The organism is Burkholderia sp. MSHR3999 (assembly GCF_000833595.1).
Classification (GTDB): domain Bacteria; phylum Pseudomonadota; class Gammaproteobacteria; order Burkholderiales; family Burkholderiaceae; genus Burkholderia; species Burkholderia ubonensis.
This window is the reverse complement of sequence record NZ_JRFO01000005.1, coordinates 320967-340007: the sequence shown is the minus strand read 5'-3', so window position 1 is coordinate 340007 and position 19041 is coordinate 320967. Positions and strand designations below refer to the sequence as shown.

20 protein-coding genes are annotated in these 19041 nt (G+C 68.9%); 15 read left to right on the top strand and 5 right to left on the bottom strand.

The features are described from left to right. Nucleotides 1–52 precede the first annotated feature (52 nt). The 12 genes from KY49_RS39300 (at nucleotide 53) to KY49_RS15180 (ending at nucleotide 11975) form a co-directional block, all read left to right on the top strand. Nucleotides 53–481, top strand: a complete 429-nt coding sequence (locus KY49_RS39300) for a DUF2946 domain-containing protein (RefSeq protein WP_082062390.1) — start codon at nucleotides 53–55, stop codon at nucleotides 479–481. A gap of 103 nt (nucleotides 482–584) precedes the next feature. Beyond that, nucleotides 585–1493: a hypothetical protein gene (locus KY49_RS15225; RefSeq protein ID WP_042585823.1), complete on the top strand. Its 909-nt coding sequence runs from the start codon at nucleotides 585–587 to the stop codon at nucleotides 1491–1493. Between the two features lie 2 nt (nucleotides 1494–1495). Further along, entirely contained in the window at nucleotides 1496–1870 is a 375-nt protein-coding gene (locus KY49_RS15220; protein ID WP_042585471.1) for a copper resistance CopC family protein, read from the top strand. Further along, complete coding sequence (locus tag KY49_RS37340; RefSeq protein WP_156162538.1) at nucleotides 1870–2040, top strand: hypothetical protein; 171 nt, start codon at nucleotides 1870–1872, stop codon at nucleotides 2038–2040. The genes KY49_RS15220 and KY49_RS37340 overlap by 1 nt, the downstream gene beginning before the upstream one ends. 277 nt (nucleotides 2041–2317) lie before the next feature. Beyond that, nucleotides 2318–4450 (top strand): putative bifunctional diguanylate cyclase/phosphodiesterase, encoded by a 2133-nt coding sequence (locus tag KY49_RS15215; RefSeq protein ID WP_042585470.1) that lies wholly within the window; start codon nucleotides 2318–2320, stop codon nucleotides 4448–4450. A gap of 26 nt (nucleotides 4451–4476) precedes the next feature. After that, entirely contained in the window at nucleotides 4477–6798 is a 2322-nt protein-coding gene (locus tag KY49_RS15210) for a putative bifunctional diguanylate cyclase/phosphodiesterase (protein ID WP_042585469.1), read from the top strand. A gap of 172 nt (nucleotides 6799–6970) precedes the next feature. Next, nucleotides 6971–8116 (top strand): acyl-CoA dehydrogenase family protein, encoded by a 1146-nt coding sequence (locus KY49_RS15205; protein ID WP_042585468.1) that lies wholly within the window; start codon nucleotides 6971–6973, stop codon nucleotides 8114–8116. Between the two features lie 41 nt (nucleotides 8117–8157). Next, entirely contained in the window at nucleotides 8158–8565 is a 408-nt protein-coding gene (locus tag KY49_RS15200; protein ID WP_042585467.1) for a thioesterase family protein, read from the top strand. Between the two features lie 17 nt (nucleotides 8566–8582). Beyond that, on the top strand, nucleotides 8583–9608 hold the full coding sequence (locus tag KY49_RS15195) for an NAD(P)H-dependent flavin oxidoreductase (protein WP_082062389.1): 1026 nt from the start codon (nucleotides 8583–8585) through the stop codon (nucleotides 9606–9608). Further along, nucleotides 9605–10747 carry a prephenate dehydratase gene (gene pheA / locus KY49_RS15190; protein ID WP_042585466.1) on the top strand — a complete coding sequence of 381 codons (1143 nt, stop codon included), beginning with the start codon at nucleotides 9605–9607 and terminating at the stop codon, nucleotides 10745–10747. Before KY49_RS15195 ends, pheA begins: the two co-directional genes overlap by 4 nt. Then, nucleotides 10744–11454, top strand: a complete 711-nt coding sequence (locus KY49_RS15185) for a hypothetical protein (protein WP_156162537.1) — start codon at nucleotides 10744–10746, stop codon at nucleotides 11452–11454. Before pheA ends, KY49_RS15185 begins: the two co-directional genes overlap by 4 nt. Then, complete coding sequence (locus KY49_RS15180) at nucleotides 11451–11975, top strand: shikimate kinase (protein WP_197083581.1); 525 nt, start codon at nucleotides 11451–11453, stop codon at nucleotides 11973–11975. Before KY49_RS15185 ends, KY49_RS15180 begins: the two co-directional genes overlap by 4 nt. Nucleotides 11976–12194: 219 nt before the next feature. On the opposite strand, the gene KY49_RS15175 is transcribed toward KY49_RS15180, so the two are convergent. Genes KY49_RS15175 through bufA1 form a run of 4 tightly spaced genes read right to left on the bottom strand, consistent with a single transcriptional unit; the run spans nucleotide 12195 to nucleotide 14682 of the window. Beyond that, nucleotides 12195–12680 (bottom strand): DoxX family protein, encoded by a 486-nt coding sequence (locus KY49_RS15175; protein WP_042585464.1) that lies wholly within the window; start codon nucleotides 12678–12680, stop codon nucleotides 12195–12197. Further along, a complete protein-coding gene (locus KY49_RS15170) occupies nucleotides 12668–13486 on the bottom strand; it encodes an HvfC/BufC N-terminal domain-containing protein (RefSeq protein WP_042585463.1) in 819 nt (272 codons plus the stop codon). The genes KY49_RS15175 and KY49_RS15170 overlap by 13 nt, the downstream gene beginning before the upstream one ends. Next, nucleotides 13458–14348, bottom strand: a complete 891-nt coding sequence (bufB, locus tag KY49_RS15165) for an MNIO family bufferin maturase (protein ID WP_042585462.1) — start codon at nucleotides 14346–14348, stop codon at nucleotides 13458–13460. Before bufB ends, KY49_RS15170 begins: the two co-directional genes overlap by 29 nt. Nucleotides 14349–14361: 13 nt before the next feature. After that, on the bottom strand, nucleotides 14362–14682 hold the full coding sequence (bufA1, locus tag KY49_RS15160; RefSeq protein WP_042585461.1) for a BufA1 family periplasmic bufferin-type metallophore: 321 nt from the start codon (nucleotides 14680–14682) through the stop codon (nucleotides 14362–14364). 129 nt (nucleotides 14683–14811) lie between these two features. Here bufA1 and KY49_RS15155 point away from each other — a divergent pair, with 129 nt between their 5' ends. The 3 genes from KY49_RS15155 to KY49_RS15145 all read left to right on the top strand — a co-directional run bounded on the left by KY49_RS15155 (nucleotide 14812) and on the right by KY49_RS15145 (nucleotide 17920). Beyond that, nucleotides 14812–15465, top strand: a complete 654-nt coding sequence (locus KY49_RS15155) for a sigma-70 family RNA polymerase sigma factor (RefSeq protein WP_042585820.1) — start codon at nucleotides 14812–14814, stop codon at nucleotides 15463–15465. Next, the gene (locus tag KY49_RS15150; protein ID WP_042585460.1) at nucleotides 15462–16121 is read left to right on the top strand and encodes an NrsF family protein; all 660 of its coding nucleotides are present in this window, start codon (nucleotides 15462–15464) and stop codon (nucleotides 16119–16121) included. Before KY49_RS15155 ends, KY49_RS15150 begins: the two co-directional genes overlap by 4 nt. A gap of 344 nt (nucleotides 16122–16465) precedes the next feature. Then, a complete protein-coding gene (locus KY49_RS15145) occupies nucleotides 16466–17920 on the top strand; it encodes an efflux transporter outer membrane subunit (RefSeq protein ID WP_052495716.1) in 1455 nt (484 codons plus the stop codon). A 13-nt stretch (nucleotides 17921–17933) separates the two neighbouring features. Here the strand turns inward: KY49_RS15145 and KY49_RS15140 are convergent, their stop codons facing one another. Next, a complete protein-coding gene (locus KY49_RS15140) occupies nucleotides 17934–18986 on the bottom strand; it encodes an RNA-guided endonuclease InsQ/TnpB family protein (RefSeq protein WP_042585818.1) in 1053 nt (350 codons plus the stop codon). Nucleotides 18987–19041: the final 55 nt, after the last annotated feature.

Here is a 19041-nt window from a genome sequence, read left to right as displayed (position 1 = left end):
TCCGCCGCGGATTTTCCGCATACTGTTCGTATCGACGTCTCGTGGGTCTGCCATGCCCAGCCGTTGCCGTCAGAAGATCGGGGTTGTCCTCGGGATCTTCGCGATCCTGCTGAGCGTGGTCGCGCCGACGATATCCCAGACACTGCGCGGCGCGTCGGCCGAAGGCGCGCATCACGCCCTTCACGCGCATCACACGCATCACGCACACCACTCGCACCACGCGCATCCTGCGACCGTAGCCTCTGATCTCGCCCAAGCCGAGGCTGCCGCGCACCATCACGGCTCCGCTTCGTGGCCGGGTTGCGACGCGTGCCCGTATTGCAGCCTGATTGCACACACACCGACGCTGCCTGGCGCGCCCGTGGCTTTCGGCATCCCTACACAACCGGCCGGAATTGCAGCGCCGGTCGTGGCCGCGGTGTTTCGACCATACACGGTTCTGACACCCGCGCAGCCACGCGCCCCACCCGTATCGTCCTGATCCCCGCTGATGGCTTTCCCGCGATGCTGGCGCATTGAACCGCATCGCCGCGTCGTCGCGCGCATGCTGCGGCGATGCCTCAATAGTCAACCAGGACATCAACATGCGAACCACTCTCGAACGGGGCGCCGTAACGCTATGCGCGCTCGCTTCTTGCCTCCTTTCAGCCGATGCGTCGGCCCATGCGGTGGCCGGCAATCGCGTATTTCCTGCCACGATGGCGGTCGACGATCCCGGCGTCGGAGACGAACTGAACCTCGAATTCGGCCACCTGCGATCCAGCACGGATGACGGCGACAAGCAGAACACCAATACGACGACGCTCGAATGGGACAAGCGGATCACGCCGAGCTTCCAGCTTTCCGTGACGGGCACCTACATCAACCTGAACGCACCGAACGGCGGCTCGGCGCGTGGTTTCGACAACTGGCAGGTCGGCGCCAAGTACCGCTTCTACGTGAACGAAAAGCACGAGTTCATGGCATCGGTCGGCGCGAGCGCGGAGTTGGGCGGGACCGGCGCGCATTCGATCGCCGATCCGCACTCGGCGATCACGCCGACGCTCTATTTCGGCAAGGGCCTCGGCGACCTGCCCGACAGCCTGAAATACCTGAAGCCGCTTGCGATCACGGGAACCGTCGGCCCGCGCCTGACATTGAACAGTGCCGATCCGAATTCGTTGAGCTGGGGCGTCACCGTGCAATACAGCCTGCCTTATCTGCAGAACTTCGTGCAGGACGTCGGGCTCAAGGCGCCGTTCAGCAACCTGATTCCGGTGGTCGAATTTCCAATGAGCACGTGCACCGCCAGCCCGTGTTCGGGCCACACGACCGGGACGATCAATCCCGGCCTGATGTGGGGAAATCGCTGGGGCCAGTTCGGCGTCGAAGCGCAGATTCCGGTCAATCATGCGAGCGGAACGGGTGTGGGCGTGCTGCTGCAAGCCCATCTGTTCCTGGACGATGTATTGCCGAACTCGCTCGGCAAACCGATCTTCGGCAAAGGAGAGTAGCAATGAAGCGGTTCAGTAGTCTTCTGCGCAACTACCGCGCGCCTACCATCGCGGCGGTCATGCTGATGCCGTCTGCCGCGTTCGCGCACGTGTTCCCGCAAACCCAGTCTCCGTCGGCGGGCGCCGAAGTGCCGGCGCCCGCCAGCGTCACGATCGTGTTCGACGGGCCGCTCGAACCCGCATTCAGCTCGCTGACCGTCAGCAATTCCGCGGGCAAGCAGATGAACACGGCGAAAGCGCAAGTCAGCCCCGACAACCGGAAGTCGATCAGCGTTGCGCTGCCGCCGTTGCCCGTCGACCGGTACACCGTCCATTGGGTGGCGGTGGCTGCGGACGGACATCGCACGCATGGCGACTATTCGTTCAAGGTGAAGTAATGGACCTGGCGGTGGCATTCGCATCGATCGTGGTTGCGGCCATCGCCAACGATACCTTCAACTTGTTCGTCAGCGTTGCCGTGGTACTGGGCGGGATCAACCGCCTGATTTATCTGCCACGCATTCGGTTCGGTGCTTCTGCGGGCTCATTCCCGGGCGCCGGACCATGAGTCGAAGACAGGGCTCCCGTTGATCGGCGAGCGTCGTCGAGGCATCGACGCCCTTCGGAGCAGCCTTGCATTTCGAAATCCTTTCTTTCGCCCGCCCCCGTATCGCGAGGTCTCGACAAAAAATATTCCGCGAAATCGTTTGCGCATCTGTCGCCGGCGTTCAGTTTATTCATCGCCTGCCGATATCTCTAATGCGTTCCGGATCGAAGCGGCGCCGCTCCGCCGCTTCGATCCGATACGACAACAAACGGCGAGACGGATAGCGAAAGGAAGGTTTGTGGCGACAGTTTTCGGGTGCATCGTATATAGGCACAATCTCTGGCTGCTGCTGCTTGCCGCGCTGTTGTGCGGGGCCGGCTCGTGGGTCACCGCGCGCCTGTTCCAGCGCACGGTGAATACCACCGGCACGCAGCGGCTCGGCTGGCATGTGCTGACGGCCATCTCGGCCGGCGTCGCGATCTGGTGCACGCACTTCGTCGCGATGCTCGGGTTCGAAGCCGGCGCGCCCGTGCACTTCAACCTGCCGCTCACGCTCGTGTCGCTGGTGATCGCGGTCGGCGGCAGCACGATCGGCTTCGTGCTGACGACCTGCCGCGCCGCGAAAGCCGCCGCCCCCGCGCTCGGCGGCGCCGTCGTCGGCGTGGCGATCGTGCTGATGCACTTCACCGGCATGCTCGCGTGGCGGGTCGAGGGCTTCGTGTCGTGGGACGTCGGCTACCTGATCGCGTCGGTGCTCCTGTCGATGACCCTCGCGGCGCTCGCGCTGCACCTCGCGATGCTGCCGTCGCGGCACGCGGTCAACCAGATGGCCGTCGTGCTGTCGCTCGCGATCCTCGCGCTGCACTTCACCGGCATGTGCGCGCTGCGCGTGACGCCGCTGACGCTCGACGGCGCGTGGACCGACGCGAACGCGCTGCGCCCGCTGGCGCTGGCGGTCACGGCGATGTCGCTCGTGATCGTCTGCACGGGGCTCGTGAGCTACGTGATCGACAGCAACGTGCGGGCCGAATCGCTCGAACACCTGCGTCGGATGGCGCTGAGCGACATGCTGACCGGCCTGCCGAACCGGGCCAGCTTCAACGAACGGCTGGACCTGGAAATCGCGCTCGCGCACGAGCGCGGCACGAAGCTCGCGCTGATCGGCATCGACCTGAACCGCTTCAAGGAAATCAACGACCTGCGCGGCCATCACGCCGGCGACGAGGTGCTGCGCATCCTCGCGCGGCGGATGACGAACCTGCTGCGCGACGGCGAATTCGTCGCCCGCATCGGCGGCGACGAATTCGCGGCGCTGTGCCGGATGAGCGACGGCACGCACCCGATGGATCTGCTCGGGCGGCTCGAGCCGGCACTCTTCAAGCCGGTCCGGATCGACGACTACGAGATCGCGCCGGGCGCGAGCTTCGGCGTCGCCGTCTACCCGGACGATGCGACCACCAAGGCGATCCTCATCAACAACGCGGACCTCGCGATGTACCGCGCCAAGGGCAGCCTCACGCAGCCGGTCTGCTTCTACGAGCCGGCGATGGACCTGGTCGTCCGCGCACGCCGCAGCCTCGCGGCCGACCTGCGCCGCGCGGTGGCCGACAACCAGCTGAGCATCCACTATCAGGTGCAGACCTCGCTCGCGACCGGCGAGATCCGCGGCTACGAGGCGCTGCTGCGCTGGCGGCATGCGACGCTCGGCACCATCGCGCCCGCCGAGTTCATTCCGCTCGCGGAGGAAAGCGGCGTCATCCTGGACATCGGCGCGTGGGTGCTGCGCGAAGCGTGCACGCGGGCGGCCACGTGGGAGCCGCCCTATGTCGTCGCGGTGAACGTGTCGGCCATGCAGATCATGCACGCCGACCTGACGGCGCTCGTGGCGCGGGTGCTCGAGGAAACCCGCCTGCCGGCGTCGCGCCTGCAGCTCGAGCTGACCGAATCGACGATCTTCGCCGGCCGCGAGCGCGCGCTGGACACGCTGCGGCAGATCAAGGCGCTGGGCGTCAGCATCGCGCTCGACGACTTCGGCACCGGGTATTCGTCGCTCGACACGCTGCGCTCGTTCCCGTTCGACCGCATCAAGCTCGACCAGTCGTTCGTCGCGGACGCGGAACTGAGGCCGCAGGATCGCGCGATCATCCGCGCGGTGCTCGCGCTCGGCAAGAGCCTGGGCATTCCGATCCTGGCCGAAGGCATCGAGACGCACGACCAGCTTGCCCTGCTGGCCGAGGAAGGCTGCGACGAGGCGCAGGGCTTCCTGCTCGGCCGGCCCGCGCCGCTCAACGAAATTGTCGGCAGCGGGCAGATCACGCTGACCGGCAGCAACCGCGCCCGCGCGCCGGCCCCCGTGCCGGAAATGGCCGCCATTTCCGACATGCAGCCGCGCCCGTACGGGTACCCGACCACGCCGGACACGGCAACCTGAGCCCGGGTTGCACCAGGCAGGCCCCTATGAAAACCCACCACGCACGGATGGCAAGACTGGCAAGCATCGCGGCGCCGGCCCAGAACCCCGACCTGCTCGCGGCGCAATACCGGGTATTCGCCGGCCAGCTTCCGGTGATGTACCTGATCCTCATCTCGAGCACCTGGAGCCTCGCCGTCACGCACCTGGGCAGCTCTCCGGCCTGGCTGACGGTCGCGGCGCCGTGCGCGATGACGCTCGCGTCGCTCGTGCGGCTGCTGCACTGGCGCCGCGCCCGGCTCCTCGACCCGACGCCGGAAACCGTGTCGCGCGCGCTCACGTTCACGAACCGGCTGGTGATCCCGATCGCGGTGACGTTCACCACGTGGGCGCTGCTGCTGTTCCCGTACGGCGACGCGTGGCAGAAGGCCCAAGTCGCGTTCTACATGGCGATCACGCTGATCGGCTGCGTCTTCAGCCTGATGTACCTGCGTTCGGCCGCGCTCACCGTGGCGGTGATCGTCAACGTCGCGTTCATCGCGTTCTTCATCTCGACGCGCCAGCCGACGCTCGTCGCCACCGCGGTCAACATGGTCGTCGTGTCGGCGGCGCTGATCGCCGTCATCTCGGTCAACTACCGGGGCTTCCTGCACACCGTCGACGCGCAGGCCGAATCGCGGATGCGCGAGCATGCGCAGACGCGGCTGATGCAGATGATCGACGACATGCCGGTCGCCGTGATGACGGCCGACCCGGAGACGTTCCGCATCAACTACCTGAACGCGACGTCGCTGAACCTGCTGCGCTCGATCGAGCACCTGCTGCCGATCCGCGCGGACGACGCGCTCGGCGCGCCGATCGACGTCTTCCACCCGCACCCGCAACACCAGCGCCGCCTGCTCGCCGATCCGGCGAACCTGCCGCATCGCACCCGCGTCCGGCTCGGGCCGGAAGTGCTCGACCTCCAGGTCTCGGCCGTGCGCGACGCCGAGGGGCACTACATCGGCCCGATGCTGTCGTGGTCGATCGTCACGCGGCAGGCCGAGGCGGAGGCGCGCATCCACGAGCTCGCCCATCACGATTCGCTCACCGGCCTGCCGAACCGCGCGACGTTCCTCGCCGAATTCGACGCATGCCTGCGCCGCTCGGACAAGGTGATCGCGCTGCTGTTCATCGACCTCGACGGCTTCAAGCTGATCAACGACGCACGCGGGCATTCGGCGGGCGACGAGGTGCTGCGCCAGGTCGCGGAACGCCTGCGCGGGCAGTGCCCGGAACCGGGCATGATGCTCGGGCGCATCGGCGGCGACGAGTTCGCGGTGCTGATGCGCGACACCGATGCGGACGGCGCGATGGGGGCGGCCGCGCGGCTCGTGGACACGCTCGTCGCGCCCTACGCGCCGTCGCCCGACCGGCAGTTCCGCATCGGCGCGTCGATCGGCTGCGTGCTGGCGCCGCATCACGGCAACGACGCCGGGGTGCTGCTGTCGCGCGCGGACATGGCGCTCTACGCGGCCAAGAAAGCCGGCAAGGGCACGTACCGGATGTTCTCGCCCGACATGGAAACGAGCGCCCAGGAGCGGATCGCGCTCGAATCGAAGCTGCGGCTCGCGCTGGACGAGAGCCAGGGGCTGTACGTGTTCTACCAGCCGATCGTCGACGTCCGCACGCGCCGGATCACGACGCGCGAGGCGCTGCTGCGCTGGCATCACCCGCGCGCCGGCTGGATCTCGCCGGCCCGCTTCATTCCGGTGGCCGAGCGCGGCGGCCTGATCGACCGGCTCGGCCGCTTCGTGCTCGACCAAGCGTGCCGGCAGGCGGCGCGCTGGCCGGACGGCGCGCGCGTCGCCGTCAACGTGTCGGCCGGGCAGCTCGGCCACGGCACGATCGCGCCGGCCGTCGCGGCGGCGCTGGCCGGCGCGGGCCTCACGCCCGACCGCCTGGAAATCGAGGTGACGGAAACCGCGCTGCTGCACGACGAGGGCAAGGCCGTCGCGGACCTGCGCGCGCTGCGCGCGATGGGCGTGCGCGTCGCGCTCGACGACTTCGGCACGGGCTTCTCGTCGCTCGCGCACCTGCGCGCGTTCCCGTTCGACAAGATCAAGATCGACGGCAGCTTCGTGCGCGATGCGGTCACGCGCCCGGACTGCGCCGCCGTCGTGTGCGCGGTGGCCGATCTCGGCAAGCGCCTCGGCGTGACGACCGTCGCGGAAGGCGTCGAGACGGAGGAGCAGCTCGCGTGCATCACGGAAGCCGGTTGCCGCGAGGTGCAGGGCTTCCTGCTCGGCAGGCCCGAGCCGGGCGAGCGCGATGCGCCGGCCATCCAGTGGATCGAGCGGGCCGCGCTGGCCGCGAAGAAGCGGGCCTGACCGGCGACGAAACGGCCGGAGTACTGAATGACCGCTGCGGATCGGCGGCGCGCATGCACGCGCGCCGCCCCGCGCGACGCATGCCCCGCACAGTGCGATAACTGACAGTTTCTCGCTGCGGGGCTTTTCTTTAGATTGGCGACATGTTCCTCGCAATGGTTCGTTCGCCGACATGACTCTCACCGCCATCGACGAGCGGCTCACGACAGCCGCCACTTTCCGCGACATTGCCGAACGACACGCGTCGAGCGCGCCGGCGGGCGCGTTTCATCTGGACGCGTGGCGCGCATTGTCCGAGGCCGGACTGTGGCGGCTGCCGGTGGCCCGGCAGCACGGCGGCGCCGGGCGCACGTGGCGGGACTTCGCCGATGCATTCGAGGCGATCGCCACGACGCTGCGCTCCGTCGGTTTCGCGATGGCGCTCGCGAACCAGGCGACGCTGATTCGCGCGATCGCCGCCTACGGCTCCGACGCGCAGCGCGAGCGTCACCTGCCGCGGCTGATGGCGGGCGAGATCGGCGCCACCGCGATTTCCGAGAAAGGCACCGGCACCGAAGTGCGCGCGCTCGAGACGCGCCTCGCGCGCGACGGCGACAGCCGCGGGTATCGGCTCGACGGCCACAAGTACAACATCAGTCACGCGCCCGACGCCCGGCTGATGATGATCGTCGCGTCGTCGCATGTCGACGACAAGCCGGCCACCGCGCTCGTGCTGATCGATCCCGAGCGCCCGGGCGTGCGGCGCAGCCCGCCGCAAGCGACGCTCGGCGTCGCGGACCTGCCGATCGGCGACGTCACGCTTGCCGGCGTGCGGGTGGCCGACGACGAGCTGCTCGGCGCGCCGCGCGACGGCTTGCGCCTGCTGATGGACATCGCGTCGATGAATCGCGCGCTATTCGGCCTGCTGTGCGCCGACGTCACCCAGCCGTTCCTCGCCGACGCGCTCGCCCGCGTGGCCGAGCGCAAGACGCTCGGCGTCGCGCTCGATGCGCATCAGCACGTGCAGCGCCGGCTCGTCGACGTCCGGGTCGGCATCGAGCGCACGCGCTGGATGGCCCGCGCCGCGCTCGATCAACTCGTCGCGCATGATCCCGACGCGCTCGCGAACTGCTCGATCGCCAAGCTCGTCGGCGCACGCGATCTCGCGCAGGCCGCGCTGCATCTGCTGGCGATCCACGGCAGCGACGGCTATCGAAGCGGCCCGCTCGCGACCTTCGTCGCCGACGCGCTCGCGATGGGCTCGGCCGGCGGCACCGAGGAAATGCACTGCCGCAACATCTTCAGCCAGATGCAGCGACGCGCGGCACGCGCGGCGTGACGCTTGTTTCGTCCTTCGAACCTTTACCCGAGGAGCTTCCGTTGACCATCGAACCTGGCCTGCGCGCCCGCACCACGCACCGCGTCGACACGATTTCGCTCGCCGATCAATGGGGCGGCGAAGCCCATGCGCTCGCGAGCCCGATCATGATCATCTTCATCGAGCAGACCTGCATGCAGGCGACCGATCACCTGCTGCCGTCGACCCAGATGACGGTCGGCTACAACTTCGAGATCAAGCATCTCGCCCCGACGCCCCCCGAATGGGAGGTCACGGTCGACGCCGAGCTGATCGGCGTCGACGGCCGCATGATGACGTACCGGGTCGAGGTGCGGGACGCGGTGGGCGTCGTCGGCGAAGGCGTGCACACGCGCTGCGCGGTCAGCCGCGACGGCTTTCATCAACGGCTGAACGAGCGGCGCGACAGCGCGGCGCTCGCGGCCCGCTGACGCGGCGGAGCCGGATCATGACGCCGCTTGCCCTGCAGGGGCTCAGGCTGCCGGTCATCGCGTCCCCGATGCTGATCGCGAGCTATCCGGATATGGTGCTCGCCCAGTGCAAGAGCGGGATCGTCGGCGCGTTCCCCGCGCTCAACGCGCGGCCGAGCGCGCAGCTCGGCGACTGGATCGACACGATCGACGACGCGCTGCGCGCGCACCGCGACGCCCATCCCGATGCGCCGGTCGGCCCGTATGCGGTCAACCACATCTGCCACCCGTCCAATCCGCGCGTCGAACAGGACTTGCGGATCTGCATCGAGCGGCGCGTGCCGCTGATGATCACGAGCCTGCGCGCGCCGTCGCGCGACGTGGTGGACGCGATTCACGCGTACGGCGGCCTCGTGCTGCACGACGTGACGACCGTGCGGCACGCGCAGAAGGCGCTGGAAGCCGGCGTCGACGGCCTCGTGCTCGTCGCCGCGGGCGCCGGCGGCCATGCCGGCACGCTGTCGCCGTTCGCGCTCGTCGGCGAGGTGCGGCGCTTCTACGACGGCTTCATCGCGCTGTCCGGCGCGATCGCGACCGGCGACGCGATCGCCGCCGCGCGCGCGCTGGGCGCCGACTGCGCGTACATCGGCACACGCTTCCTCGCGTCGCACGAGGCGAACGTCGTGCAGCGCTACAAGGACACGATCGTCGAAGCCACCGCGTCCGACATCGTCTACACCGACGCGTTCACGGGCGTGCACGGCAACTACCTGCGCCAGAGCATCGAGGCGGCCGGGCTCGACGTGCGACACCTCACGCGCGTCGACGGCGCGCAGCTCGACTTCTCGCCGGACGCGGGCACGAAGCAATGGCGCGACATCTGGGGCGCCGGCCAGGGCGTCGGCGCGATGGACGCGGTGCTCAGCGTCGCCGAGATCGTCGCGCGGCTCGAAGCCGAATACGCGCGCGCGGTTGCGCGCCTCCACCCGGCGCCGGCCGCGCACGCCGCCGCTGCGCGCCGCGCGCCGGCCCTGTCCTCGTCACCACCGGTCGAAACGCCATGACGCCCTCCGAGCTCGCCGCGCCCCCCACCGTCGACGCAGCGATCGCGCGCCGCCGCGCGCAGATCGACGCCATTGACGACAAGCTGCTCGCGCTGATCGGCCAGCGCCTCGAACACGCGGCCGAGATCGGCCAGTTGAAGCGGGACGCGGGCCTCGCGATCCGGCAGCCGGCGCGCGAATCGTCGATCCTCGCCGGCCTGTGCACGCGCGCCCCCGGCACGCTGCGCCACCGCGACGTGACGGCGATCTGGCAGGCGCTGTTCCGCGCGAGCCGGGACGCGCAGTCCGCGCCCGCCGTCGCGTTCCTCGGTCCGGCGGGCACCCATACGGAAAGCGCGATGCAGCGCTACTTCGGCGGATACGCGCAGGCGCACGCCCGGGAGACGATCGATGCGGTGTTCGACGCGCTCGCGCGCGGCGACGTCGAACGCGCGGTCGTGCCGATCGAGAACTCGTCCGAAGGCAGCGTGACCCGGACGATCGACCGGCTGACCGCGCAGACGGCGCCGGTCACGGGCGAGATCGTGCTGCCGGTCGCGCATTGCCTGCTGAGCGCGACCGGCTCGCTCGACGGCGTCGACAGCGTGGCCGGCCATCCGCAGGCGCTCGCGCAATGCCGGGCCTGGCTCGACGCGCACGCGCCCGGCCTGCGCCGCGTGCCGGTCTCCAGCAACGCGGTGGCCGCGCGCGAAGCCGCGCACCTGTACGACTGCGCGGCGATCGCCGGCGAACCGGCGGCCGCACTGTACGGACTGCAGATCGTCGCGCGCGCGATCCAGGACGACCCGGACAATCGCACGCGCTTCGTGATCGTCGGCGGACCGGCGCCGGAGCCGACCGGCGACGACCGCACCAGCATCGCGCTGCTGCCGGGCGACGCGCCGGACGTGCTCGCGCGCGTGTTCGACGCGCTCGCGCGCCACCGCGCGCCGCTGCTGTGGCTCGACGTGCGTCCCGCGCGAACCGCCGGCCAGCCCTACCGGTATTTCATCGACTTCGGCGGACACGCACGCGATCCGCAGGTGCACGCGGCGCTCGCCGAAATCGCCACCGTCGCGTCCGAGCTGCGCATCCTCGGCGCCTATCCGCGCGCGGCCGGCGTCGAGCCCGTGCACGCGTGCGGCGAGGCCGCGCGATGAGGGCGGCACCGGCGGCGCCCGCGTCCCGCGCCGCCGCGCGCGTGCTCGCGATACGCGACGGCCGTGACGACCGCCTGCTCGTGCTGTGCGGCATCGCCGCGCCGGGTTTGCTGCCGCTGGAGACGGGGCGCTGGCTGCGCGCATTGCGCGCCGAATACGAGGACGAACTCGAACTGCTGCCGTTCGTGCGCGCGCCGCTGTGCGCCGGCGGCGCCGATCGGCTGCTGCAGCGCTGCGCACGGCTTCATCTGCCGGCCGCCGCGATCGCCGACGCCGCGACGACCGCCTATGGCCGCTGGCGCGCGCGCCTGCCCGCGCCGCCGCTCGTGTGGCGGCTGCTCGACGCCGCGCCGGCGCCGCTCGCGGCGCCTCCGGGCGGGCTGCTGGTTCGCTGGCCGTCCCGCGTCGGCGAATCCGTCGACTGGCCGCGCTCGCGCCGCGTCGTGGCCGATCTCGGCGCCGCGTCGCCGGCGCTCGGCGTGCGCATCGGCGCGCTGGCCGACGCGTTGTGCGACGGCACGCTCGTCGTCGCCGGCGTCGCGCTGGACACGCTTGCCGCCGCGCCGCCCCCGTCGTGCACCCCACCCACCCGGCACGCGTCGCACACCTTCGTCGCCGATGCGCTGGACCAGCTCGCCAACTGCGTGCGCATCCAGCGCATCGCCGCCGTCACGCGCCGCGCCCCATCGCTGCGGAGCCGCCTGTGAGCGCAGTCGCGCGAGCCGGTTCGACGCGCATCGCGCTCGTCGGCATGCCCGGCGCCGGCAAGACCACGCTCGGCGTCGCGCTCGCCCGCGCGCTCGCGCTGCCGTTCGTCGACTCCGACCGCGAGCTCGAGCGCCGCTTCGGCGCGCCGGTCGCGTCGCTGTTCCACGCCGGCGACTTCCGGGCACGCGAGGCGGCCGTCATCGACGCGCTGACGCGCGGCCCGAACCTCGTGCTCGCCACCGGCGGCGGCGCGGTGCTGCGCGACGACACGCGCGCCCGGCTCGGCCGGCGCTGCTACGTGATCCATCTCGCGAGCGATCTCGACACGCTGTGGCGCCGCACGCGCGACGACGCGTCCCGCCCGCTGCTCGACGTCGACGATCCCCGCGCAGCGCTCGCCGCGCTGCACGACGCGCGCGAAGCGCTGTACCGGGCCTGCGCCCACTGCCGGATCGATACGTCGGGCCAGTCCGTCGATCAATCGCTGGCGGCGGCGCTCGACGCGCTGGCCGCCGGTTGATGGCCTCTCCTTGATTTCCGTGCGTTTTAGCGGGGTAAAGTGATCCAGTCGCGACAAGGCGCAGCGGTTGGCCCATGAAATCACCGCGCAGCAACATGCTCGACTCTCAACCATCGCCGTGCTGCCGCTGTTCTACTGAAAGTGGACTGTGAGCCGCGATGACCGCCATCCTCGAATCCATGCTGACCTGCCCGCATTGCGAATTCATACCACGCCGGATCACCCTTCTTCGTGCGTGGCCGGACACGCCCACCGGCGGCGCAGCCAGTGATCCACCGACAGCACGCCGGCTCCACGGCACAGCAGCACGAGCAGCATGGCGGCCCACTGGATGTGCGTCGGCCATGCCTGCGGATAGACGAAAATCTCGATCACGGACGTCATGGCGAGCAGCACGCATGCCGCCAGCCGCGTGCCCAATCCCAGCACGAGCAAGACGGGCATGCTCAGCTCGATCGACACGGCCAGGTAGGCTGCAATCTCCGGGGGCAGCACGGGTACCCTGTATTCGTCGCGAAACAGCTCGAGCGCCGCGTCCCAGTTTGCAAGCTTGGCCATTGCCGAATTCCAGAAGATCGTCGCGACCGCAACCCTGAGTGGAATCGCGAGTAGCCAATACGGCACCTGCTCGAGCCACTGCACGACGCGCAACACGCGTGCGAGCACGGACGACGCATGGAGATCCGTTCGGGTCAGGTGACGCATGACGATGATCCTCCGTGATACGGCCAGTTGTCCGACGCCGGTACGGCCTCGACACAGCATCCGCGCGCGAGCAGCATGGCCACGAGTCCGTAGCCGTCCGCGTGCGTCGCATGAGACAGCGCGTCGCGCATCGGTTCGCCGGCAAAGAGCGCGGTCGCGATGCGGTACTCGCCGCGGCCCAGGCGGATCACGTCGACGCCTTCGGTCACGCGCTGCACGAGCAAATTAACCGGTTCGTCGTCCAGACGAATCGCCGGCATCGCCAGGGTGTCCTGCTCGAGGACGGCGCGCCAGATCTTGTCGACCGGAAAATCGCTGTGCACGAGCCGGACTGCGGGATGCGGCAAGAGCCGCAGCGTACCGAGCGTGCGGTCGTCGAGCGACGCAAGGCGGGCAACGTCGCGTACCGGTGCGTCCGGAGCATGCAGCACGGCATTGACCTGCCATTCGAGGTGCGCGACGTCGATCAGGTAAGGGATCGACGCGATGTCCGGAAGCTGCGCGAGAAACGCCGGAAACGCCGCGCCATATTCGTCCAGCCACGCACTTTGCGGCAGCGACGCCTCGATGAAGCGCCGGGCCGCCCCTTCGAAGCATTCCGCGCCGACCAGACGTTCCAGTGCCGGAAACGCGAGGCGCAGCGCGTTGACGAGGACGCTCGTCGCCGTGTTGCGATAGATCGCGAGGCGCGCGTGCGGCGACAGCCCGTCGGGCGCGATCCAGGCCGCTGCGTCATCCGAGGCGCCGAGCAGGCTGAGTCGAACAGCCTGCTGCAGCTCAGCGAGCGTCGGCGAGCGCGGATTCATGTCGAATTGCCTCCAATATCGAGTCGGCGCGCGCCGCTTCCCGCAGCAGGGTTTCGAGCGGCGGGACGTCGGTGTCCCATTCGATCAGCGTCGGCGCCGCGCCGAAGCGGCGCAGGGCGTCGTGGTACAGCGACCAGACTTCCGCGGCGACGCGCGAACCGTGATCATCGATGCGCAGCGTTCGGCCGTTCTCGAGTTGTCGGACACTGTGGCCGGCCAGATGAATCTCACCGATTGCCGCCGCCGGCAACGCAGCGAGATAGGTCTGGGGATCCCAGCCGTGATTGCAGGCGCTGACATAGATATTGTTGACGTCGCAGAGCAGGCCGCAGCCGGTGCGTCGCACCATTTCCGACAGGAATTCCCACTCGGGAATGGTCGATTGGACGTAGCGCAGGCAGGTGGACGGGTTTTCGATCAGAATGCGCCGTCCGAGCGCGGCCTGGACCTGGTCGACATGCCGGCATACCACGGCGAGCGCTTCGTCGGTCATCGGCAACGGCAGCAGGTCGGCAAGATAGGTTCCGCCGACGGCACTCCACGACAGATGCTCGGAAACCAGAGCGGGCTCGAAACGCCGCACCGCCGCCCGCACGCGTGCCAGATGCCTCGCATCGAGCCCGTCCGCGCTGCCGAGGGACAGGCCCACGCCATGCAGCGACAGCGGGTAGTCGCGGCGGATGGCGTCCAGGTATTGCAGCGCCACTCCGCCCTCCATGTAGTTCTCCGTGTGCACTTCGAACCATGCGACAGCCGGCCGTTGGTCGAGCACGATCCGATGGTGCCGAAAACGCAGGCCGACGCCTGCCCGCGCCGGAGCCGGGCGCGGCGTCACGCTGAGCAACGGCGCGGACACGTTCATCGCGAGCGCGCCTTCAACCGGCCTTGAGCTTGCCGCCCGCGATCTTGCCGCAGTCGCCGGCCGGCAGCAGCACGAACGACTTCGAATCACGGGCCTGCGTCGCCTGGCCGGCGCACGAATGAGCACCCTCGGCGCAATCGTTCTTGGCCACCGCGTTCACGCCGTAGCATTTTTCGAGATGGTTTTGTGCCATCCTCGACATGTTGTCCTTCACGACCTGCGGCATATTGCTCATATCCTTCATGCCTTGTGCCGGTGCCGGGACGGCTTGCATGGCAAGCGCCAGCCCGACGGCGGCGGACAGCGAGGAAATGGCTGAAGCGGACTGGTTCATGGTGTCTTCTCCTGAGAGGGAGATCGCCGATGCGCGACCATGTCGGAAAATTCGCTGCGTTTCGACCAAAGGTTACGCAGTGCGCTGGAATTTTTTCTGCACTGGGCCTTGCAGCGGGATCGATCGGATATGACTGACGAGAAAGGCCATCAGGAAAGCCGCATCCATCTGGTCCGGCCGGCGTCGGAACCGGAGCGCGGCACCGGCGGGCATGCAGCGACTCGGGAGGACGGTTCGCCCGACTGGTCGATGTTGATGGCGTGCGCACAGATCGGGGACCGGGACGCCTACCGGCGCTTGCTCGAAAGCGTCGCCCCGTACCTGAGGCGGCTGGTCGCCCGCCACGGCGTGCATCCCGATGCCGTCGAAGACGTGGTTCAGGACATTCTCGCAACCGTGCACCAGGTGCGTCATACGTACGCGCCCGAGCGGCCGTTCGGGCCCTGGCTGGTGTCGATCGCGAGCCGCCGCATCGTCGACGCGTTGCGCCGCCAGGGACGCGCGGCATCGCGCGAGCTGCCGTTCGATCCCGACCATGAAACCTTGCCGGGACCTGGAGCGAATCTTATGGAAGACGCGGCAGATGCGCGGGTGCTGCGCGACGCGATTGCCCAGTTGCCCCCCGGCCAGCGCGACGCGATCCAGCTGCTGAAACTCGAGGAGATGTCGTTGAAGGAGGCGGCAGTGGCGAGCGGCATGACCGTTGGCGCATTGAAGGTCGCCGTTCATCGCGGGCTCAAGGCGTTGCGCAGGTTGCTGGAAAAGCAGGAGAACGATCGATGAGGCGCTCGACATCCGAACTGATCGAAGCGTTGGTGGCCGACAGCGCGCCCGTCCGTCCGCTGCGCCGACCGCTCTGGCGAGCGGCTGGATGGCTGACGTTTGCGGTGCTGCTGCTTGCGTGCATCGCGACCGCTCACGGCTTGCGGCCGGACTTGCCGCTCAAGTTGCATGAGAGCGCATACGTCACAGCCATCGTGGCGGCCATTGTGACGGCGGTCCTCGCCGTCGTCGCCGCATTCATCACCAGCGTACCCGGCCGCTCGCTACGCTGGTTGCTGCTGCCGCTTCCGGCCTTGCTCGTCTGGATCTCCACGATCGGCTATGGGTGCCTGACGAACTGGGTCCAGATTGGCCCGGACGGTCTGTCGCCGGGCGAAACCGCCCGCTGCTTCGCGACGCTCGTGCTCACCGGCGTGCCGCTTTCGTCGACGTTGCTGATCATGCTGCGCCACGTTGCACGCCTCGCACCCATGCCTGCAGCGATGGTCGGAAGCGTCGCCGTGTCGGCAATGACGGCGGTGGCGCTGTCGCTGTTCCATCCGGTCGATGCCACGGTGATGATTCTCGCCTGGAATGTCGGCTTGACCGCCGTCCTGTTGATCGGCTGCGCTTGGTACGGCCCGCGGCTTTTCCATTGGATCGCATCATTTTCCTGACCATTTCGGCTTCGCTTCGATTTCGCTGCGGCTTAGGGCCTGTTCACGCTAATAACGGGCTTGCGCTGGCCGCCCCCCAAACAATCGTCAATGAAATCGGTCGCTTTCTGACTGACGGCCGCGCGCCGTCCGCTGCCGGGTCAAGCCGCTGATTCCCTCGTCCCGGACAACCCGAACCGATCCCCCCTGAAAGCCGCCAGACAGAATCTGCCCCCTTCACGCATCCGCGCCCGTGCGCCGCCTGCGGCCAACTGCCATTTCTGCCAGTTGCCGAACGCAAAATAATATCTAAAGATATATTTTTAGATACTCTCCAACGACCACCGGGACACGGGAAATCGACCATGACCGTTCTCCTCGATCCGGCGCGCCGCATCCGGCGCCTGATTCCCGCGATCGCGGCGCTGGCGCTCGCGGGCTGCGCGCCGTTCGGACCGCAGCGCCCGGCGGCGCGGATCACGCCCGTCGAGCAGCTCGACGCGGGTGACGCGATCCGCTCCGCCGCCGGCGGCACGCAGGCGATCGCGGCGCGCTGGTGGGCCGCGTACGGCGACGCGCAGCTCGACCGCCTCGTCGACGATGCGATGGCCGGCGCGCCGTCGCTGCAGGCGCAGCGCGAACGCGTCGCGCAGGCGCTCGCCGACGCGGACGTCGACGCCGCCGCGCTGCAGCCGAGGCTCGACGCAAACGTCAGCGCGGTGCCGACGCGCCTGCCGGGCCACTACCGCACGCCGCCGCCCGCGGCCGGCCACTGGCAGGTCGACGCGCAGGCGCTCCTCAACGCGTCGTTCAATCTCGACCTCGCCGGCCGGTTGCACGCGCTGGCGCGCGCCGCGACGCTGCGCGCCGACCAGCAGCGCGCGCTCGCGCAGTCGGCCGCCGTGTCGCTGCAGGCGGCAATCGTCGAAACCTACCTTGAGCTCGCGCTCGAACAGCAACTGCTGGCGATCGCGCGCGACACGCTGCGGCAGCACACCTACCTGCTGCGCCTCACGTCGCAGCGCGCCGACGCCGGCCTCGACATGCCGGTCGCCGTGCTCAGGGCCAGCGAGCCCGTGCCGCTCGCGCAGGCGGAGATCGACGCGCATGCGGCGGCGGCGGCGGCGCGGCTGCGCCACCGGCTCGCCGCGCTCGTCGGCCGCGGGCCGGGCTACACCGATGCGCTGACGCCCGCCGCGCCGGCGGCGGCCGCGCCGCCGATGCCGGCGGTGCTGCCCGCGGCGCTGGTCGGCCGGCGCCCGGACGTGCTTGCCGCGCGCTACCGGGTCGAGGCCGAGTCGGCCGGCATCGACGCGGCGCGCGCGGCGTTCTACCCCGACGTGAACCTGCTGGCGTTCGCCGGCGTGCAGAGCTTCGGCTTCCGCGCGCTGCTGCACGGCAACAGCGGCACCGTCGGCGCGGGGCCGGCGATCACGCTGCCGATCTTCGAGGGCGGCCGCCTGCGCGCCGGCCTGCGCGCGCAAACGGCCGCCTACAACGCCGCGGTCGCCGAGTACGACGACACGCTCGTCAACGCGCTCGCGCAGGTCAGCGACGCGCTCGTCCAGATCGACGCGCTCGGACGGCAGCGCGCGCTCCGGCGCGAGGCGCTGACGCGCGCGCAACGCACCTACGACATCGAAACGCAGCGCTACCGGAAAGGCATCTCGGGCTATCTCGAGGTCCTGCTCGCCGAAAGCCGGCTGCTCGAGGACCGCTCGGCGGTCGCGCGCGCGGATGCGTCATACGCGATCGAGCACGCCCGGCTGATCGCCGCGCTCGGCGGCGCCCCCTCCAATGGAAACGGAGCCACGCATTGACGTCCTCGCCTCCCTAAAGGGAGGCGATTCCCACCCCTGGCGATGCACGTCCGCATCGGAGAATGTTCAATGCAGCGTTGGTATCACGATCATGCACGACACCACAGCCACTGCAGGCCCACTCTCTTATTCGCAGTCCCGCGATACCTTTCGGCCGCGTCGTGCTGTCTTTCGACCCGCACGACGAACAGGACTGGGTCGAACCGCTTTCGTCCACTTCCTCGAACGTGGCTCCGTGCGCCATCGCCTTGTAACGGAGCTTGTCCCGGAAGGACGACCAGGACGCATCGTAGACGCTCTTCGCCATCCTGGTTCTGGCGAGTTTCACGGCCGACACGTTGCCGACCGCGATGTAATCGAAGCGCCGCACCAGATCGAGTGCGAGCTTGTTCTGGAAGTCGGCGCGGGCGTTGGCGACCTTGGCATGCAGCTTTGCGACATGCCGCTTGTGCTTGCGCGCCCGTTGCACTTTCGCCAGCTTGTCGGCCGCACGCCGGCCGAACCGGTCGTGGGCCACCTTCTCGCCGGTCGAAAGTGTGGCGAAGTCTTTCAGGCCGAGGTCGATGCCGACGCCGGAACGGATCGGGCGCGCCGGAACATCGGGCCTCTCGATCACGATGTTCAGAAACCAGTTGCCGCGCGCATCCTGTGCGAAGTTGGTGCCGTCCCTGATCTTGCCGTCGGGAAGCGGGCGACTGTTGAACACGCGGAAGGTATTGCCAGCGAAGCGGAACGCGTCGCCCTCGCGCTTCAGATCTCTGCCCTTCAGCGGTACCCAGCCCAACGACTTTCTGCCGCGATAGCGCAGATAAGGGCGACGGCGCTGGCTGCGCGACTTCGCGTATTGCTCGCACGTGGCATTGACCGTGCCGGAGTGGATGCCGAGTTCCTTGCTGCTGCCGGTGGTCAGCACGTTCAGGTCGAACCCCGTCGGCCACTTCTTGCTCCACTTGAGCGCGTGCTTCTGCGTGTCGTTGCAGAAGTTCCAGACGTAGTTCACCGCTCGGCTCTGCTTGTTCAGGAGTCCGTTGAGCGACTTCACCCGGTAGCGATAGACAAGGATCATGCCGGCCATCCTAACTCGTGGAAGAAGCTGCCTGTCAAGCGCGCTTCTTTCCTTC

Excerpts from the sequence above, each read along its gene's own strand:
- KY49_RS39300 (WP_082062390.1), top strand. The coding sequence starts at position 53 with ATGCCCAGCCGTTGCCGTCAGAAGATCGGGGTTGTCCTCGGGATCTTC.
- KY49_RS15225 (WP_042585823.1), top strand. The coding sequence starts at position 585 with ATGCGAACCACTCTCGAACGGGGCGCCGTAACGCTATGCGCGCTCGCT.
- KY49_RS15220 (WP_042585471.1), top strand. The coding sequence starts at position 1,496 with ATGAAGCGGTTCAGTAGTCTTCTGCGCAACTACCGCGCGCCTACCATC.
- KY49_RS37340 (WP_156162538.1), top strand. The coding sequence starts at position 1,870 with ATGGACCTGGCGGTGGCATTCGCATCGATCGTGGTTGCGGCCATCGCC.
- KY49_RS15210 (WP_042585469.1), top strand. The coding sequence starts at position 4,477 with ATGAAAACCCACCACGCACGGATGGCAAGACTGGCAAGCATCGCGGCG.
- KY49_RS15205 (WP_042585468.1), top strand. The coding sequence starts at position 6,971 with ATGACTCTCACCGCCATCGACGAGCGGCTCACGACAGCCGCCACTTTC.
- KY49_RS15195 (WP_082062389.1), top strand. The coding sequence starts at position 8,583 with ATGACGCCGCTTGCCCTGCAGGGGCTCAGGCTGCCGGTCATCGCGTCC.
- pheA (WP_042585466.1), top strand. The coding sequence starts at position 9,605 with ATGACGCCCTCCGAGCTCGCCGCGCCCCCCACCGTCGACGCAGCGATC.
- KY49_RS15185 (WP_156162537.1), top strand. The coding sequence starts at position 10,744 with ATGAGGGCGGCACCGGCGGCGCCCGCGTCCCGCGCCGCCGCGCGCGTG.
- KY49_RS15175 (WP_042585464.1), bottom strand. The coding sequence starts at position 12,680 with ATGCGTCACCTGACCCGAACGGATCTCCATGCGTCGTCCGTGCTCGCA.
- KY49_RS15170 (WP_042585463.1), bottom strand. The coding sequence starts at position 13,486 with ATGAATCCGCGCTCGCCGACGCTCGCTGAGCTGCAGCAGGCTGTTCGA.
- bufB (WP_042585462.1), bottom strand. The coding sequence starts at position 14,348 with ATGAACGTGTCCGCGCCGTTGCTCAGCGTGACGCCGCGCCCGGCTCCG.
- bufA1 (WP_042585461.1), bottom strand. The coding sequence starts at position 14,682 with ATGAACCAGTCCGCTTCAGCCATTTCCTCGCTGTCCGCCGCCGTCGGG.
- KY49_RS15155 (WP_042585820.1), top strand. The coding sequence starts at position 14,812 with ATGACTGACGAGAAAGGCCATCAGGAAAGCCGCATCCATCTGGTCCGG.
- KY49_RS15150 (WP_042585460.1), top strand. The coding sequence starts at position 15,462 with ATGAGGCGCTCGACATCCGAACTGATCGAAGCGTTGGTGGCCGACAGC.
- KY49_RS15145 (WP_052495716.1), top strand. The coding sequence starts at position 16,466 with ATGACCGTTCTCCTCGATCCGGCGCGCCGCATCCGGCGCCTGATTCCC.
- KY49_RS15140 (WP_042585818.1), bottom strand. The coding sequence starts at position 18,986 with ATGATCCTTGTCTATCGCTACCGGGTGAAGTCGCTCAACGGACTCCTG.